Source organism: Streptomyces sp. NPDC003379, from assembly GCF_053589195.1.
This window is the reverse complement of record NZ_JBSFRK010000054.1, coordinates 1-15959: the sequence shown is the minus strand read 5'-3', so window position 1 is coordinate 15959 and position 15959 is coordinate 1. Positions and strand designations below refer to the sequence as shown.

Genomic DNA, 15959 nt, shown 5'->3' with positions numbered 1-15959 from the left:
CGGTCCGGATTGTTCCCGGACCTGGCCGCGGCTGAGTCACGTTACGCCGCGCGCTGGGGTCAGCGCGCCGCCACCGCACGCAGTCGGACGTCGGCGCGCCGCTCGGCGGAGGCGTCGGCCTCCGACTGAGCGCGCTCCAGCGCCCGCTCCGCACGCTGGACGTCGATCTCGTCGGACAGCTCCGCGATCTCGGCCAGCAGCGACAGCTTGTCGTCCCCGAAGGAGATGAATCCTCCGTGGACAGCGGCGACGACCGTGCCGCCGTCGCTCGTACGAATGGTCACCGGGCCCGACTCCAGCACACCGAGCAGCGGCTGGTGACCGGGCATGACGCCGATGTCGCCGGACGTGGTGCGCGCGACGACCAGGGTGGCCTCGCCGGACCAGACGCTGCGGTCCGCGGCGACCAGCTCGACATGCAGCTCAGCAGCCAAGGGTGGCTCCTCGGGTCACCACCCGGCGGCTTCGCCGGGTGTTGGGTCAAATTCTAGTGGGCGTACGGAGAAGGGCGGGACACGGGCCCCACGCGGGGTGGCCCCGCCCCTCTCCGCAGATGAGCTACGGGGCTCAGGAGACGCCGAGCTCCTTGGCGTTCTTCTTGAGGTCCTCAAGACCACCACACATGAAGAAGGCCTGCTCGGGGAAGTGGTCGTACTCGCCGTCGCAGATCGAGTTGAAGGCCGCGATCGACTCCTCGAGGGAGACGTCGGAGCCGTCCACGCCGGTGAACTGCTTGGCGGCGTGGGTGTTCTGCGACAGGAAGCGCTCCACGCGACGGGCACGGGCGACGACGAGCTTGTCCTCCTCGCTGAGCTCGTCGATGCCGAGGATCGCGATGATGTCCTGGAGGTCCTTGTACTTCTGCAGGATCCCCTTCACACGCATGGCGCACTCGTAGTGGTCCTGCGCGATGTAGCGCGGGTCCAGGATGCGGGACGTGGAGTCCAGCGGGTCCACGGCCGGGTAGATGCCCTTCTCGGAGATCGGACGGGAGAGAACCGTCGTCGCGTCGAGGTGGGCGAACGTGGTGGCCGGGGCCGGGTCGGTCAGGTCGTCCGCGGGGACGTAGATCGCCTGCATCGAGGTGATCGAGTGACCGCGGGTCGAGGTGATGCGCTCCTGGAGGAGACCCATCTCGTCGGCCAGGTTCGGCTGGTAGCCCACCGCGGAGGGCATGCGGCCGAGCAGGGTCGAGACCTCGGAACCGGCCTGCGTGAAGCGGAAGATGTTGTCGATGAAGAACAGCACGTCCTGCTTCTGCACATCGCGGAAGTACTCCGCCATGGTCAGACCGGCCAGGGCGACACGCAGACGCGTGCCCGGCGGCTCGTCCATCTGGCCGAAGACCAGCGCGGTCTTGTCGAGAACGCCGGCCTCCTCCATCTCGACCATGAGGTCGTTGCCCTCACGGGTGCGCTCGCCGACACCGGCGAAGACGGAGACACCGTCGTGCAGCTTGGCCACACGGACGATCATTTCCTGGATCAGCACGGTCTTGCCGACACCGGCACCACCGAACAGACCGATCTTTCCACCCTTGACGTACGGGGTGAGAAGGTCGACGACCTTCAGGCCGGTCTCGAACATCTCGGTCTTGGACTCGAGCTGGTCGAAGGCCGGGGCCTTGCGGTGGATCGTCCAGCGCTCGGCGTCCGCGATGGTCGACGGGTCGTCGTTCAGGACCTCGCCGAGCGTGTTGAACACACGGCCCTTGGTCACGTCGCCGACCGGCACCGAGATGCCCTTGCCGGTGTCGGTGACGGGCGCCTGGCGGACCAGGCCGTCGGTGGGCTGCATCGAGATGGAGCGGACCACGCCGTCGCCCAGGTGCTGGGCGACCTCGAGGGTCAGCGTCTTGCGGGCGCCTGCGGTCTCGGGGTCGTCGACCTCGACGTGCAGAGCGTTGTAGATCTCCGGCATCGCGTCGACGGGGAACTCCACGTCGACGACCGGGCCGATGACCCGGGCGACGCGGCCCGTGGCAACGGCCGTCTCAACAGTGGTCGTCATTACTTGTCACTCCCCGCGGTCGCGTCGGCCAGCGCTGCTGTGCCGCCGACGATCTCGCTGATTTCCTGGGTGATTTCGGCCTGGCGGGCCGCGTTGGCAAGCCGGGAGAGGCTGTTGATCAGATCCCCGGCGTTGTCGGTCGCCGACTTCATCGCGCGGCGCGTGGCGGCGTGCTTGGAGGCAGCCGACTGGAGCATCGCGTTGTAGATACGGCTCTCGACGTACCGCGGCAGCAGGGCGTCGAGGACGTCCTCCGCCGACGGCTCGAAGTCGTACAGCGGACGGATCTCGCCCTTGTCGGGCTTCTCCTCCGCGACCTCGTCGAGGCTGAGCGGCAGCAGGCGGCCGTCGATGGCCGTCTGCGTCATCATCGAGACGAACTCGGTGTAGACGATGTGGAGCTCGTCCACGCCGCCCTCCGCCGTCTCCTTCTCGATCGCCTCGATCAGCGGCGCCGCGACCTTCTTGGCATCCGCGTACGTGGGCTCGTCGGTGAAGCCCGACCACGACTCCACGACCTTGCGCTCGCGGAAGTTGTAGTGGGCCAGACCACGGCGGCCGACGACGTACGTGTCGACCTCCTTGCCCTCGGCCTCCAGGCGCGCGGTCAGCTGCTCCGCGGCCTTGATGGCGTTCGAGTTGAAGGCGCCGGCCAGACCGCGGTCGCTCGTGAGGAGCAGAACCGCGGTACGGGTCGCCGTCTCCGCCTCGGTCGTCAGCGGGTGCTTGGTGTTGGAGCCAGTGCCGACCGCCGTGACCGCGCGGGTGAGCTCGGTCGCGTACGGCGTGGAGGCCGCCACCTTGCGCTGCGCCTTGACGACGCGCGAGGCGGCGATCATCTCCATCGCCTTGGTGATCTTCTTGGTCGCGGTGACGGATCGGATGCGACGCTTGTAGACCCGGAGCTGAGCTCCCATGAGTCAGGTCCCTTCCTTACGTCACTTGGCCGCGGCCGGAGCGTCCTCGCCGAGAAGCTTCCCGTCCGAGGTCTCGAACTGCTTCTTGAACTCCGCGATGGCGTCGCCGACGGCCTGCAGGGTGTCGTCCGACATCTTGCCGCCCTCCTTGATGGAGGTCATGAGGCCCTGCTCCTTGCGGTGCAGGTACTCCAGGAGCTCCTTCTCGAAGCGGCGGATGTCGTTGACCGGCACCTCGTCCATGCGACCGGTGGTACCGGCCCACACGGACACGACCTGGTCCTCGGTCGCCATCGGCTCGTACTGCGGCTGCTTGAGCAGTTCGACCATGCGCTGGCCGCGCTCGAGCTGCGCCTTCGACGCGGCGTCCAGGTCGGAACCGAAAGCGGCGAACGCCTCCAGCTCACGGAACTGGGCGAGGTCCACGCGGAGGCGGCCGGAAACCTGCTTCATCGCCTTGTGCTGCGCGGAACCACCGACTCGGGAGACGGAGATACCGACGTTCAGCGCGGGGCGCTGACCGGCGTTGAAGAGGTCCGACTCCAGGAAGCACTGGCCGTCGGTGATGGAGATGACGTTGGTCGGGATGAACGCCGACACGTCGTTCGCCTTGGTCTCGACGATCGGCAGACCCGTCATCGAGCCCTTGCCGAGCTCGTCGGAGAGCTTCGCGCAGCGCTCGAGCAGACGCGAGTGCAGGTAGAAGACGTCACCCGGGTAGGCCTCGCGCCCCGGCGGGCGGCGGAGCAGCAGGGACACGGCGCGGTAGGCGTCGGCCTGCTTCGAGAGGTCGTCGAAGATGATGAGGACGTGCTTGCCCTCGTACATCCAGTGCTGGCCGATGGCCGAGCCGGTGTACGGCGCCAGGTACTTGAAGCCGGCCGGGTCGGACGCCGGGGCGGCGACGATGGTCGTGTACTCCAGCGCGCCGGCCTCTTCGAGGGCACCGCGCACGGAGGCGATGGTGGAGCCCTTCTGACCGATGGCGACGTAGATGCAGCGCACCTGCTTGTTCACGTCGCCCGTGCGCCAGTTGTCGCGCTGGTTGATGATCGTGTCGACGGCCAGGGCGGTCTTGCCGGTCTGGCGGTCACCGATGATCAGCTGACGCTGACCACGGCCGATCGGGGTCATCGCGTCGACGGCCTTGTAGCCGGTCTCCATCGGCTCGTGCACCGACTTACGGGCCATGACGCCCGGGGCCTGCAGCTCGAGGGCGCGACGTCCGCTGGTCTCGATCTCGCCGAGGCCGTCGATCGGGGTGCCGAGCGGGTCGACGACGCGGCCGAGGTAGCCCTCGCCCACGGCGACGGAGAGCACCTCACCGGTGCGCTGCACCGGCTGGCCCTCCTCGATACCGCTGAACTCGCCGAGGACGACGGCGCCGATCTCGCGCTCTTCCAGGTTCAGCGCGAGACCGAGGGTTCCGTCCTCGAACTTCAGCAGCTCGTTCGCCATCGCCGAGGGGAGACCCTCGACCTTGGCAATACCGTCGCCGGCGACGGTGACCGTGCCGACCTCCTCGCGCGAGGCCGCGTCCGGCTTGTACGCCTGGACAAAGTTCTCCAGCGCGTCCCGGATCTCCTCCGGCCGGATCGTGAGCTCCGCCATCTGGGTTCCCTGCTCTCCTTGTTGGGCCCGAAGTTTTCTTGGGGGGTCTGGGGTCAGCCCCCAGGAATCCTCTGCACGGCCCAACTAGGGCCGTATTTCGTGCTTGTTGAGTTACTGGCCGGCCACGCGGCGGCCGGCTTCCTCGATGCGGTCCGCGATGCTGCCGTTGATGACCTCGTCGCCCACCTGGACGGTGATCCCGCCGAGGACCTCGGGGTCCACGTCGAGGTTGAGGTGCATCGGGCGTCCGTACACCTTGACCAGGGCGGCGCCGAGACGCTCCTTCTGCTGGTCCGAGAGCGGAACAGCGGAAGTGACGACGGCCACCATGCGGTTGCGTCGGTCCGCGGCCAGCTTGGAGAGGGACTCGAGTCCCTCTTCCAGGCTACGTCCGCGCGGCGCGGTCACAAGACGCTCGACGAGTCGCTCCGTCACGTCCTCGGCGCGACCGCCGAGCAGGCTGCGCAGCAGCTCGCTCTTGGCCGTGCCCGTGGCGGTGCGGTCGGTGAGCGCCGCCCGCAGCTCGGTGCTGGAGCTGACGATCCGGCCGAACCGGAAGAGCTCGTCCTCGACGTTGTCCAGCACGCCGGCCTTCTGCGCGCCGGTCATGTCGGCGAGGTCGGCGAGCTCCTCGAGGGCGTCCACCAGGTAGCGCGACTGCGACCAGCGCGTACGCACCATGCCGGCCACCAGGTCGGCGGTCTCGCCGCCCACCTGGCCGGACAGCAGGCGCCCGGCCAGCTCGGCCTTGGCCTCGCCGGACTGCGCCGGGTCGGTCAGGACCCGACGCAGCGAGACCTCGCGGGCGAACAGCGCGGTGACCGCGGCCAGCTCGTCCGCGAGCTGCTTCGCGTCGACCGACGTGTTGTCGGTCAGCGCGTCCAGACGCTCGCGCGCGGCGGCCAGGGCCTCGCGGCTGGCTCCGTGCGCTGTCATCGAGCCGCCTCGGCCTTCGCGGCGGCCTCATCGAGTCCGTCGAGGAAACGGTCGATCGTGCGGCTCTGCCGGGCGTGGTCCTCAAGGGACTCGCCCACGAGCTTGCCGGCCAGGTCGGTGGCCAGCTGGCCCACGTCCTGACGGAGCGACTGCGCGGCGGCCTTGCGGTCGGCCTCGATCTGCGCGTGGCCGGCGGCGACGATCTCCTCGCGCTGACGCTGGCCCTCGGCCCGCATCTCGGCGATGAGCGTGGCGCCCTGCTCCTGCGCCTCCTGACGCAGACGCGCGGCCTCGTGCCGGGCCTCGGCGAGCTGAGCCTTGTACTGCTCAAGAACGCTCTGGGCCTCGGTCTGAGCGGCGTCGGCCTTTTCGATGCCGCCTTCGATCGCCTCGCGGCGCTCTTCCAGAACCTTGTTGATGTTCGGGAGGAACTTCTTGGCGAAGAAGCCGAAGACGATGACGAACGCGATCAGGCCGATGACGAGCTCGGGGATCTCCGGAATCAGAGGGTTTTGAGGCTCCTCCGACGCCAGCTGTACCAGGGAGATCACATCAGTGCCTTCCGTTGAAGTTTCTCGTCAACGAGACCGGATCAGGAAGGAACCGGGTAAACGAAGCCCATGACCAGACCGATGAGCGCCAGGGCCTCACAGAGCACGAAGCCGAGGATCTGGTTCTGGCGGATGAGGCCGGCGGCCTCGGGCTGACGGGCGAGGGCCTGCGTACCGTTACCGAAGATGATGCCGACGCCGATGCCGGGGCCGATGGCGGCGAGGCCGTAGCCGATCGCACCGAAGTTGCCCTGGACGTTGACCGCGGCGAGGGTCTCGAGAGCGGACATGCCGTAACTTCCTTCTTTTTACGGGCCGGTGGGGGTTGGCCACCGGATGTATCGGGGGGAGAGGCCGGGCGTACTCAGTGGTGCTTGGCGAGCGCGCCCTGGATGTAGCTGGAGGCCAGCAGGATGAAGACGTAGGCCTGCAGCGCCTGGATGAACAGCTCGAAGATCGTCATGATGATGACCATCACGAACGAGACACCCGCGTAGGCGATGCCGATGCCGTTCAGCAGGTACCAGCTCGCGATGGTGAAGATCACCAGCAGCACGTGGCCCGCGAACATGTTGGCGAAGAGCCGCACCGCGTGGGTGAAGGGCCGGATGATCATGTTCGAGAGGAACTCGAAGAACATGACCATCGGGAAGACCGGGCCGAGCGAGCGGTCGTAACCGGTGATGTTCTTCCAGCCACCGATGAAGCCGTGCCTCTTGAAGGTCACGCTCACCCAGAGGATGTAGACGATCGCCGCGAGACCCGCCGGGAGGGCGATGACCGACGTCACCGGGAACTGGGCGAGCGGAACGATCGACCAGATGTTCATGATCCAGATGAAGAAGAACAGCGAGACCATCAGAGGGACGTACTTCTCGCCCTCCTTCTTGCCGAGCGTCTCGTAGACCACTCCACGGCGCACGAAGTCGTAGCCGATCTCACCGATCATCTGGAGCTTGCCAGGGATCAGCTTGGGCTTATTGAAAGCCGCCCAGAAGAAACCGATGACGACGACCGAACTCACCAGCGCCAGCAGCATTGGCTTGTTGAACTCAAAGCCGCCAACGGTGAAAATCGGCTCGAAGAGGAAGGAGTGCAGGCCGGGGGTCGGGAAACCGCACCCTTCAAAAATATGGCAATCGGTCTCGAAGGCGAGCGTCTGGGCGTTACTCACCGCGAGCTCCTTCAACGTGGCGCATGGGTACGGCAACCTCGATGTGTCGGCGCGGCCTACGACCGCGGAGCGGCACTGGACTGGACTTGCGGATTTGGGGGCGGCGGCTGGGATCCGAGCCGTAAGGCTTCACAGGCACGGCCGCCTCCCGCGCCAGCTCTGCCGCAGTTGTGGCGAGACCATAGCAAATGAGCGGAGGCCTTCTTACGCTGGCCCTACAGCTCACGATTGCGGCCGGGCGGTATCCGGCTCCACATAGAGGACCTTGGCCTTCATATGGGCGCGCAACTGCGCCCCGATCCACACCAAAGTGGCGGCGAGCAGCGTAAACGCGAAGCACTTGGAGTTGAAAGCCGATGTACCGCGCAGCGCGGTGAGGACGACCATCAACAGCAGAATCTGCACGGTGTAGACCAGCAGGCCCATCATCTGGAACAGATGCGGGAAGGAACGCGCACTCCGTTGCAGCACCACGAGGCCACCGCCCATGAACAACAGGACGAGAAGCGCACCGAAGGTGGCACCGAGCGCACCCTTGCCACCGGCCACGGCGGCACTGACCGCGACTCCCGCCGCACCCGCGGCAGCGGTGGGCAGGGCACAGAGCAGAAGTGTGCGGGCGTCGTTGGACTGCATGGCGGCAGCTCCTCCGGCGAAATTTGGGGACGTGGCATTGCGATCGTCGAGCGAAGGCCCTAGCCCGGACACGACGAGGCGCACCTCACCAGGGCGGCCGGTCTCGTCGGGGCCGCCCCAATATATCTCGGGTTCTCGTGAACCGTATCACAAACTATTTGATGCAGTCTTTACCTGAAAGTGTGCCGACCATCACACGATCGGTCCGCGGTGCCGGGGCCTCTCGGAGACCGCGGTGCTGCCGTGCGCCTTCCCGGCGCCGGTCAGCTCCCGCACGGGTGCGGCCGGGCCCGCGGGCGTCTCGACGGGGTCGAGGGCGGTCTCCGTGTCGGCGCGCCGCGTCCGGCGGCGGTACCGCGGGGGCACGAACGCCTCGGCCCAGCGCGGGGTGCGCGGCGTGAAGCGCGGCAGCAGCAGGAGTACGAGTCCCAGCGCGCTGAGCGCGACGATGACGAAGAGGATCCACACGCTCGTGGAGTGCACCGAGTACGCGACGGTGCCGAAGGCGATGAGCGCCGACCAGAAGTACATGATCAGCACCGAGCGGCTGTGCGAGTGGCCGATCTCCAGGAGCCTGTGGTGCAGGTGCCCGCGGTCCGCGGCGAACGGCGACTTGCCGTTCCAGGTGCGCCGCACGATCGCGAGGACCAGGTCCGCGAAGGGGATGGCGATGATCGTCAGCGGCATCAGGAGCGGGATGAAGACGGGCAGCATCGCGTGCGTGGCGTCGCGGGTGCCGCCGAAGTTCAGCTTCATCGCGTCCGGGTCGACCTGTCCGGTGACGGAGATGGCGCCCGCCGCGAGGACCAGGCCGATGAGCATCGAGCCGGAGTCGCCCATGAAGATGCGGGCGGGGTGCATGTTGTGCGGCAGGAAGCCCAGGCACATGCCCATGAGGATGGCGGCGAAGAGCGTGGCGGGGGCCGCCGCCTCGATGCCGTAGCCGTACCAGATGCGGTAGGCGTACATGAAGGACGCGGCGGACGCGATGCAGACCATGCCCGCGGCGAGGCCGTCGAGGCCGTCGACGAAGTTGACGGCGTTGATGGTGATGACGACGAGCGCGACCGTCAGCAGCGTGCCCTGCCCGGAGGTCAGCGACACCGTGCCGACACCGGGGACGGGGATCCACAGGATCGTCAGGCCCTGCATCACCATGACGCCCGCGGCGATCATCTGGCCGCCGAGCTTGATCAGGGCGTCGATCTCGAACTTGTCGTCCAGGACACCGATCAGCCAGATCAGCGCCGCTCCGGAGAGCAGCGCGCGCGGCTCGTTGGAGTTCTCGAAGACCGCGTTCAGGTTCGGCAGGTGGTCGGCGACCAGCAGCCCCGCGCAGAGTCCGAAGAACATCGCGATCCCGCCGAGCCGGGGCGTCGGCTCCCGGTGCACGTCGCGAGCGCGGATCTCCGGCATCGCGCCGGCCACGATCGCGAACTTCCGCACCGGCCCGGTCAGCAGATAGGTCACCGCGGCCGTGATGCAGAGCGTCAGCAGGTATTCACGCACGGGCTTCCCCACAGGTATCGCTGGCCATCTCAGCCCCACACCCTAGCTTTGCGCGCATACGGTTGGGGACTTACGGGTAGCGACGATGGTTGCACGAGTGCGCGCACGCCTCCGACGCACCTGCCCCCTCCTAGCCCGGATACGGCGGAAATCTGCCCACCAGTTCGCGTACCTCTTCTCGTACGTTCGATGCCTCGCGGACCGCTTCGACCAGCAGGGCGGCGATCCGCACCAGGTCCGGGCCGGTCATGCCCTGGGTCGTGACGGCGGCGGTGCCGAGGCGCAGGCCGCGGGCCTCGCCATGGGGCAGGGCGCAGGCGTCGAGGACGATCCCGGCGGCCGCGAGCCTGCCGCGGGCGGTGTGCGCCTCCACTCCCAGGGGTGCGGGATCGGCCAGGATCAGGTGCGTGTCGGTGCCGCCGGTGGTGATCGCGAACCCGCCGGCGGCGAGGGCGGCCGCCAGCGTGCGGGCGTTGGCGACGACCTGATGGGCGTAGGCCGTGAAGGCGGGGGTCAGCGCCTCCCCGAACGCGACGGCCTTGGCGGCGATCGTATGCATCTGGGCGCCGCCCTGCGTGAACGGGAAGACGGCCCGGTCGATCCGTTCCGCGAGGTCCGCCCCGCAGAGCAGGAGGCCGCCCCTGGGGCCGCGCAGGACCTTGTGGGTGGTGGCGCAGACGACGTCGGCGTGGGGCACCGGGTTCGGCGCCGCTCCCCCGGCCACCAGGCCCATGGGGTGCGCCGCGTCGGCGATGAGATACGCCCCCACGTCGTCGGCGATCTCACGGAAGGCCGCGTAGTCGATGTGCCGCGGATAGGAGATCGAACCGCAGACGATCGCCTTGGGCCGGTGGGCGCGGGCGAGGGCGTGCACCTGGTCGTAGTCGAGGAGGCCGCTCTCGGCGTCGACGCCGTAGCCGACGAAGTCGAACCAGCGGCCGGAGAAGTTCGCGGGCGAGCCGTGCGTGAGGTGGCCACCGTACGGCAGTCCCATCGCGAGGACCGTGTCGCCGGGCCGCAGCAGCGCGGCGTACGCGGCGAGGACGGCGGAGGACCCGGAGTGCGGCTGCACATTGGCGTGTCCGGCGCCGAAGAGGGCCTTGGCGCGGTCGACGGCGATGCGCTCGGCGACGTCGACCAGCTCGCAGCCGCCGTGGTGGCGCGCGCCGGGGTAGCCCTCCGCGTACTTGTTGGCGAGCGGGGAGCCGAGGGCGGTGAGGACGGCGGGCGAGGTGAAGTTCTCGGCGGCGACCAGCTGGAGCACGTCGGCCTGCCGGGCGGCCTCGGCGATGAGGACCTCGGCCAGCTCGGGGTCCTGTCGGCGCAGCGCGTCGAGATCCGTGTACGACGCCTCGTGGGCGGTGGGTGCGGTGCTGACCGTGCTGAGCGGCATCGTGGGCTCCGGGGCCTGGCGGGGGTGACCTCAGATCCAATGTAGGCCGCCGCCCGCGTACGGGCACGCCGGTCGGCTACATGTGCGCGGGCACCCCGGTCAGGGCCGTCACCACGGGGTCAAGCGCCTGGTTGATCTCGTCGCCCACCGAACGGAAGAACGGCAGGGGCGCGCCGTACGGGTCGTACACCTCGTCGGCCTCCACGGTCGGCGCGAGGAGCCAGCCGCGCAGGGCGGCGGCGGCCCGCACCAGGGCACGGGCGCGCTCCACCACGCCGTTGCCGTCCGGCTCCGGCAGGGTCGTCGGGTCTATGGCCCGCACGAGCCGCGTGAACTCCTTGAGCGTGAACGTGCGCAGGCCCGCCGAGTGGCCCATGGAGATGACCTGCGCCCGGTGGTCGCGGGTGGCGGTCAGGACCAGGTCGGCGCGGATGACGTGGTCGTCGAGGAGCTCGCGCCCCATGAAGCCGGTGGCGTCCGCCCCGAAGTCCGCGAGGACCGTCTCGGCGTTGGTCTCCATGGGGGCGCCCTCGTGGCCCCAGGTGCCCGCGCTCTCCACGGTCAGACCGCCGAAAAAGGGGTCGCCGAGGCGGTCGGCCAGGGCGTGCCGGGTCAGCCGCTCGGTGATCGGCGAGCGGCACACATTGCCGGTGCTGACGTGGAGGATGCGGAAGGTGCCCGCAGAGCCCGGGAAGCCCGCTATGCCACGCCCCGTCTCAGGGGCTGTCAATTCGCCACCTCGAGGTCGGGTACCACCTTGCGCAGCTCGTCCGCGTCGAGGGCGCCGGCGCGGAGCAGGACCGGCACCTTGCCCGTGACGTCGACGATGGACGACGGGACGATCCCGGGGGTCGGGCCGCCGTCCAGGTACACGGAGACGGAGTCGCCGAGCATGTCCTGGGCGGCGTCGCAGTCCTCGGGGGCGGGGTGCCCGGTGAGGTTGGCGGAGGAGACGGCCATGGGGCCGACCTCGGTGAGCAGTTCGATGGCGACGGGGTGCAGCGGCATACGGATGGCGACCGTGCCGCGGGTGTCGCCGAGGTCCCACTGGAGGGACGGCTGCTGCTTGGCGATCAGGGTCAGGGCGCCGGGCCAGAAGGCGTCGACGAGTTCCCAGGCCATCTCGGAGAAGTCGGTGACCAGGCCGTGCAGGGTGTTCGGGGAGCCGATGAGGACGGGTGTGGGCATGTTGCGGCCGCGGCCCTTGGCGTCGAGCAGGTCGGCGCACGCCTCCGGGCTGAAGGCGTCGGCACCGATGCCGTAGACGGTGTCGGTGGGCAGCACCACCAGCTCGCCGCGGCGGACGGCGGACGCGGCCTCGCGCAGACCGGTCGAGCGGTCGGTCGCGTCGTTGGTGTCGTATCGCCGTGCCATTAGCGGGCCTCCTCGTACACGTACTGCTGCCTTGAAGTCTTGGTTGTCACGGCATCGCCTTGCGGGCGGTCGCGAAGCGCGGCCTGTTGTTGAGGTCGGGGTGGTCGGCCGCGTCGGCCCAGCCGCGCGCCTCGGTGAAGATCCACGGGACCTGGCCGCCCTGGGTGTCGGCGTGCTCGATGACGACGACGCCGCCGGGGCGCAGCAGGCGGTGGGCGGTGCGCTCGATGCCGCGGATCAGGTCGAGGCCGTCCTCGCCGGAGAACAGGGCGAGCTCGGGGTCGTAGTCGCGGGCTTCCGGAGCGACGTACTCCCATTCGGTGAGGGGGATGTACGGCGGGTTGGAGACCACGAGGTCGACCTGGCCGTCCAGCTCCGGGAGCGCGTCGCGGGCGTCGCCCTGGGAGAGCTTGACCCTGGACCCCTCGACGTTCTTCCGCGTCCACTTCAGGGCGTCCTCGGACAGCTCCACGGCGTGCACGCGCGAGCGCGGGACCTCCTGGGCCAGGGCGAGCGCGATGGCGCCGGAGCCGGTGCACAGATCGACGATGAGCGGCTCGACGACGTCCATCGCGCGGACCGCGTCTATGGCCCAGCCGACGACCGACTCGGTCTCCGGGCGCGGCACGAAGACGCCGGGGCCGACCTGGAGCTCCAGGTAGCGGAAGTAGGCGCGCCCGGTGATGTGCTGGAGCGGCTCGCGGGCCTCACGGCGCGCGATCGTCTCCCAGTAGCGGGCGTCGAAGTCGGTGTCCTTGACGGAGTGCAGCTCGCCCCGCTTCACGCCGTGCACGAAGGCGGCGAGCTCCTCCGCGTCGTTGCGCGGCGAGGGCACGCCGGCGTCGGCCAGCCGCTGGGTGGCCTGGGCCACTTCCGCGAGCAGCAGGTTCACGCTGGTCCTCCGAGGGGCGTCGTACGAGGGATGGGGGCGTCGTCGGGCTCGTCAGGCCGCCGCGAGCTTGGCCGCGGAGTCCGCGTCGACGCAGGCCTGGATGACCGCGTCGAGTTCGCCGTCGAGCACCTGGTCCAAGTTGTACGCCTTGAAGCCGACGCGGTGGTCCGAGATCCGGTTTTCCGGGTAGTTGTACGTTCGGATCTTCTCGGAGCGGTCCACGGTGCGGACCTGGCTGCGGCGGGCGTCCGCGGCCTTGCTCTCGGCTTCCTCCTGGGCCGCCGCGAGGAGCCTGGAGCGCAGGATACGCATCGCCTGCTCCTTGTTCTGGAGCTGGCTCTTCTCGTTCTGGCAGGAGGCGACGACGCCGGTGGGGACGTGGGTGATGCGCACCGCGGAGTCGGTGGTGTTGACGGACTGGCCGCCCGGCCCGGAGGAGCGGTAGACGTCGATCCGCAGGTCGTTCGCGTGGATCTCGACGTCGATCTCCTCGGCCTCGGGCGTCACCAGGACACCGGCGGCGGAGGTGTGGATGCGCCCCTGGGACTCGGTGGAGGGCACGCGCTGTACGCGGTGCACGCCGCCCTCGTACTTCAGGCGCGCCCAGACGCCCTTGCCGGGCTCGGTGGCACCCTGGCCGCCCTTGGTCTTCACGGCGACCTGGACGTCCTTGTAGCCGCCCAGCTCGGACTCGGTGGCGTCGATGATCTCGGTCTTCCAGCCGACGCGCTCCGCGTACCGCAGGTACATGCGCAGCAGGTCACCGGCGAAGAGGGCGGACTCGTCGCCGCCCGCGCCCGCCTTGACCTCAAGGATGACGTCCTTGTCGTCGTTGGGGTCCCGGGGCACCAGCAGCAGCCGCAGCTTCTCGGTGATCTCCTCGCGCCGGCGCTCCAGGTCCTTGACCTCGGCGGCGAACTCCGGGTCGTCGGCGCCCAGCTCGCGGGCGGTCTCGATGTCGTCCCCGGTCTGCTTCCAGGTGCGGTACGTCGTGACGATCGGGGTCAGCTCGGCGTAGCGCTTGTTGAGCTTGCGCGCGTTGGCCTGGTCGGCGTGGACCGACGGGTCGGCGAGCTTCTTCTCGAGATCGGCGTGTTCGCCGATCAGTTCCTCGACCGCCTCGAACATCGGGGGCTCCTGGTTTTCTGCGCGTGGGTTCTACGCCAACGCGAGGGTTCTACGCGAATTGGCTGCGGGACGGCAAAAGCGCCGGTCCCGGCCACCCCCTCCCGAGGGCGGCCGATGACCGGCGCAGTGGCTCGCTACTTGTTGGCGCCGGCAGCCTTGCCGAAGCGGGCCTCGAAGCGGGCCACACGGCCACCGGTGTCGAGGATCTTCTGCTTGCCCGTGTAGAACGGGTGGCACTCGGAGCAGACCTCGGCGCGGACGGTGCCGCTGGAGATCGTGCTGCGGGTGGTGAACGACGCGCCACAGGTGCAGCTGACCTGGGTCTCGACGTACTCGGGGTGGATGTCGCGCTTCAAGGTGTCTCCTAGTTTCGGGAGGGCGCCGGGTCGTACGCGCGGATTGCTCGTACGTGAACCGGGGCCGACGTACCAGTCTGCCAGGACCGGCCGTATCTCCCAAAACCGGGGGAGGCCGGGATCTATTCCTGGGGCGGTGTTCCTGGGCGGACGCGGCCTAGCCGCCGGTCACCACGGAGCCGGCGGCGCCCTTGTCGCCCGCCGACTTCTCGGTGGCGGACCTGGGGATGGCCTTGTCGGCCTTGAGCGCGTCCCAGACCTGCTGGTCGGCCTCTTCGAGGGGCAGGACGCGGTTGGGGTCGGCGGGGTCGTACTGGATGGGCATCGTGACCATCTTCATGTCGTCCGCGCCGATGCCCTTGAGGCCGTTCGCGAAGCTCGTGAGGCTCTTGACGTCGTTCAGGTCGGTGTCGGTGGTGATGGCGCTGGTCGCGTCGTTCGCCAGGTCGAACAGCTTCTTCGGGTTGCCGAAGACTCCGACGTCCTTGACCTGGTCGAGGAGGGCCTTGATGAAGGCCTGCTGGAGCTGGATGCGGCCCAGGTCGCTGCCGTCGCCGACGCCGTGGCGGGTGCGGACCAGGCCGAGCGCCTGCTCGCCGTCGAGGGTGTGCGTGCCCGCGTCCAGGTCGAGGTGGCTGTCCTTGTCGTGGATGGCCTTCTTGGTGGTGATGTCGACACCGCCGAGGGTGTCGATGAGCTTCTTGAAGCCGGTGAAGTCCACCTCGACGTAGTGGTCCATCCTGATCCCGGACATCTTCTCGACGGTCTTGACGGCGCAGGCGGGGCCCCCGACCTCGTACGCCGTGTTGAACATCTGCCGCTGCGCGCCGGGCTCGGTCTTCCCGTCCTCGGTCTTGCAGTCGGGCCGGGATATCAGGGTGTCGCGGGGTATGGACACCACGCTGGCCTTCTTGTGGCCCTCGTAGACGTGCACGATCATCGCGGTGTCCGAGCGGGCGGCGCCCTCGTCCTTGCCGTACTTGGCGTTGTCGCCGGAGCGCGAGTCGGAGCCGAGGACGAGGATGTCCTGGGAGCCGTTGTCGATGTCCGCGGGCCGGTCCGTGCCGAGCGCGTTGTTGATGTCGACGCCCTTGAGGTTGCCGTTGAGCTTGAAGAACACGAAGCCGAGGCCGGTTCCGCCGAGAACGACCACACCAGCGGCGGTCCAGGCCGTGACGGCGAGCGCCTTCTTGCCCCGGCTTCGCGGCTTGCGGCGGCGGCCGCGCCTGCCGCGCTTCGGCGCGTCGGCGGCCCTGCTCTCGTCAGTCATGCGCCCCTCAGTCCTCGTCGGTCGGTTACCCCCTGCTTTCAGGGTCAGGCGTGGCTTTCCGTCACTTGTCAGACGTGAAATCCGAAAGAAGGGTTGCATGGCACCCTGTGTGCGCCCCGGGTTCCGGCCGCTACGGAGAGTGCGCCCCGCCTCGCACTTTCCGCCCCTCACCTGCACTTTCATCCAGGGCGGCGCTACCGGC

General features: G+C 68.9%; 17 protein-coding genes. All 17 read right to left on the bottom strand.

The genetic code is table 11. The annotated features are described in order from the left end of the window. Positions 1–59 precede the first annotated feature (59 nt). The 17 genes from ACWDVB_RS34720 to ACWDVB_RS34640 all read right to left on the bottom strand — a co-directional run bounded on the left by ACWDVB_RS34720 (position 60) and on the right by ACWDVB_RS34640 (position 15757). Positions 60–434: a F0F1 ATP synthase subunit epsilon gene (locus tag ACWDVB_RS34720; protein ID WP_451512815.1), complete on the bottom strand. Its 375-nt coding sequence runs from the start codon at positions 432–434 to the stop codon at positions 60–62. Between the two features lie 133 nt (positions 435–567). After that, entirely contained in the window at positions 568–2010 is a 1443-nt protein-coding gene (atpD, locus tag ACWDVB_RS34715) for a F0F1 ATP synthase subunit beta (protein WP_451512814.1), read from the bottom strand. Then, positions 2010–2927, bottom strand: coding sequence for a F0F1 ATP synthase subunit gamma (locus ACWDVB_RS34710; RefSeq protein WP_451512813.1), 918 nt, complete (start codon positions 2925–2927; stop codon positions 2010–2012). Before ACWDVB_RS34710 ends, atpD begins: the two co-directional genes overlap by 1 nt. Positions 2928–2948: 21 nt before the next feature. Then, positions 2949–4538 (bottom strand): F0F1 ATP synthase subunit alpha, encoded by a 1590-nt coding sequence (gene atpA, locus ACWDVB_RS34705; protein ID WP_451512812.1) that lies wholly within the window; start codon positions 4536–4538, stop codon positions 2949–2951. A gap of 111 nt (positions 4539–4649) precedes the next feature. After that, the gene (locus tag ACWDVB_RS34700; RefSeq protein ID WP_451512811.1) at positions 4650–5474 is read right to left on the bottom strand and encodes a F0F1 ATP synthase subunit delta; all 825 of its coding nucleotides are present in this window, start codon (positions 5472–5474) and stop codon (positions 4650–4652) included. Next, entirely contained in the window at positions 5471–6025 is a 555-nt protein-coding gene (locus tag ACWDVB_RS34695; RefSeq protein ID WP_451512810.1) for a F0F1 ATP synthase subunit B, read from the bottom strand. Before ACWDVB_RS34695 ends, ACWDVB_RS34700 begins: the two co-directional genes overlap by 4 nt. Positions 6026–6066: 41 nt before the next feature. Further along, positions 6067–6315, bottom strand: a complete 249-nt coding sequence (gene atpE / locus ACWDVB_RS34690) for an ATP synthase F0 subunit C (RefSeq protein ID WP_205036302.1) — start codon at positions 6313–6315, stop codon at positions 6067–6069. A gap of 74 nt (positions 6316–6389) precedes the next feature. Then, positions 6390–7199 (bottom strand): F0F1 ATP synthase subunit A, encoded by an 810-nt coding sequence (gene atpB, locus ACWDVB_RS34685; RefSeq protein WP_451512917.1) that lies wholly within the window; start codon positions 7197–7199, stop codon positions 6390–6392. Positions 7200–7421: 222 nt separating this feature from the next. Next, positions 7422–7835, bottom strand: coding sequence for a hypothetical protein (locus ACWDVB_RS34680; RefSeq protein ID WP_451512809.1), 414 nt, complete (start codon positions 7833–7835; stop codon positions 7422–7424). Between the two features lie 192 nt (positions 7836–8027). Next, positions 8028–9344: an MraY family glycosyltransferase gene (locus ACWDVB_RS34675; protein ID WP_451512808.1), complete on the bottom strand. Its 1317-nt coding sequence runs from the start codon at positions 9342–9344 to the stop codon at positions 8028–8030. A 130-nt stretch (positions 9345–9474) separates the two neighbouring features. After that, positions 9475–10737: a serine hydroxymethyltransferase gene (locus ACWDVB_RS34670; protein ID WP_451512807.1), complete on the bottom strand. Its 1263-nt coding sequence runs from the start codon at positions 10735–10737 to the stop codon at positions 9475–9477. A gap of 76 nt (positions 10738–10813) precedes the next feature. Then, positions 10814–11467 (bottom strand): arsenate reductase/protein-tyrosine-phosphatase family protein, encoded by a 654-nt coding sequence (locus tag ACWDVB_RS34665; protein ID WP_451512806.1) that lies wholly within the window; start codon positions 11465–11467, stop codon positions 10814–10816. Continuing rightward, positions 11464–12111 carry an L-threonylcarbamoyladenylate synthase gene (locus ACWDVB_RS34660; protein WP_451512805.1) on the bottom strand — a complete coding sequence of 216 codons (648 nt, stop codon included), beginning with the start codon at positions 12109–12111 and terminating at the stop codon, positions 11464–11466. Before ACWDVB_RS34660 ends, ACWDVB_RS34665 begins: the two co-directional genes overlap by 4 nt. A gap of 46 nt (positions 12112–12157) precedes the next feature. Further along, positions 12158–13003, bottom strand: coding sequence for a peptide chain release factor N(5)-glutamine methyltransferase (gene prmC, locus ACWDVB_RS34655; RefSeq protein ID WP_451512804.1), 846 nt, complete (start codon positions 13001–13003; stop codon positions 12158–12160). A gap of 51 nt (positions 13004–13054) precedes the next feature. Next, the gene (gene prfA, locus ACWDVB_RS34650; protein ID WP_451512803.1) at positions 13055–14131 is read right to left on the bottom strand and encodes a peptide chain release factor 1; all 1077 of its coding nucleotides are present in this window, start codon (positions 14129–14131) and stop codon (positions 13055–13057) included. Positions 14132–14265: 134 nt separating this feature from the next. Beyond that, complete coding sequence (gene rpmE / locus ACWDVB_RS34645) at positions 14266–14487, bottom strand: 50S ribosomal protein L31 (RefSeq protein WP_098244794.1); 222 nt, start codon at positions 14485–14487, stop codon at positions 14266–14268. A 157-nt stretch (positions 14488–14644) separates the two neighbouring features. Then, positions 14645–15757, bottom strand: a complete 1113-nt coding sequence (locus ACWDVB_RS34640; RefSeq protein WP_451512802.1) for an LCP family protein — start codon at positions 15755–15757, stop codon at positions 14645–14647. Positions 15758–15959: the final 202 nt, after the last annotated feature.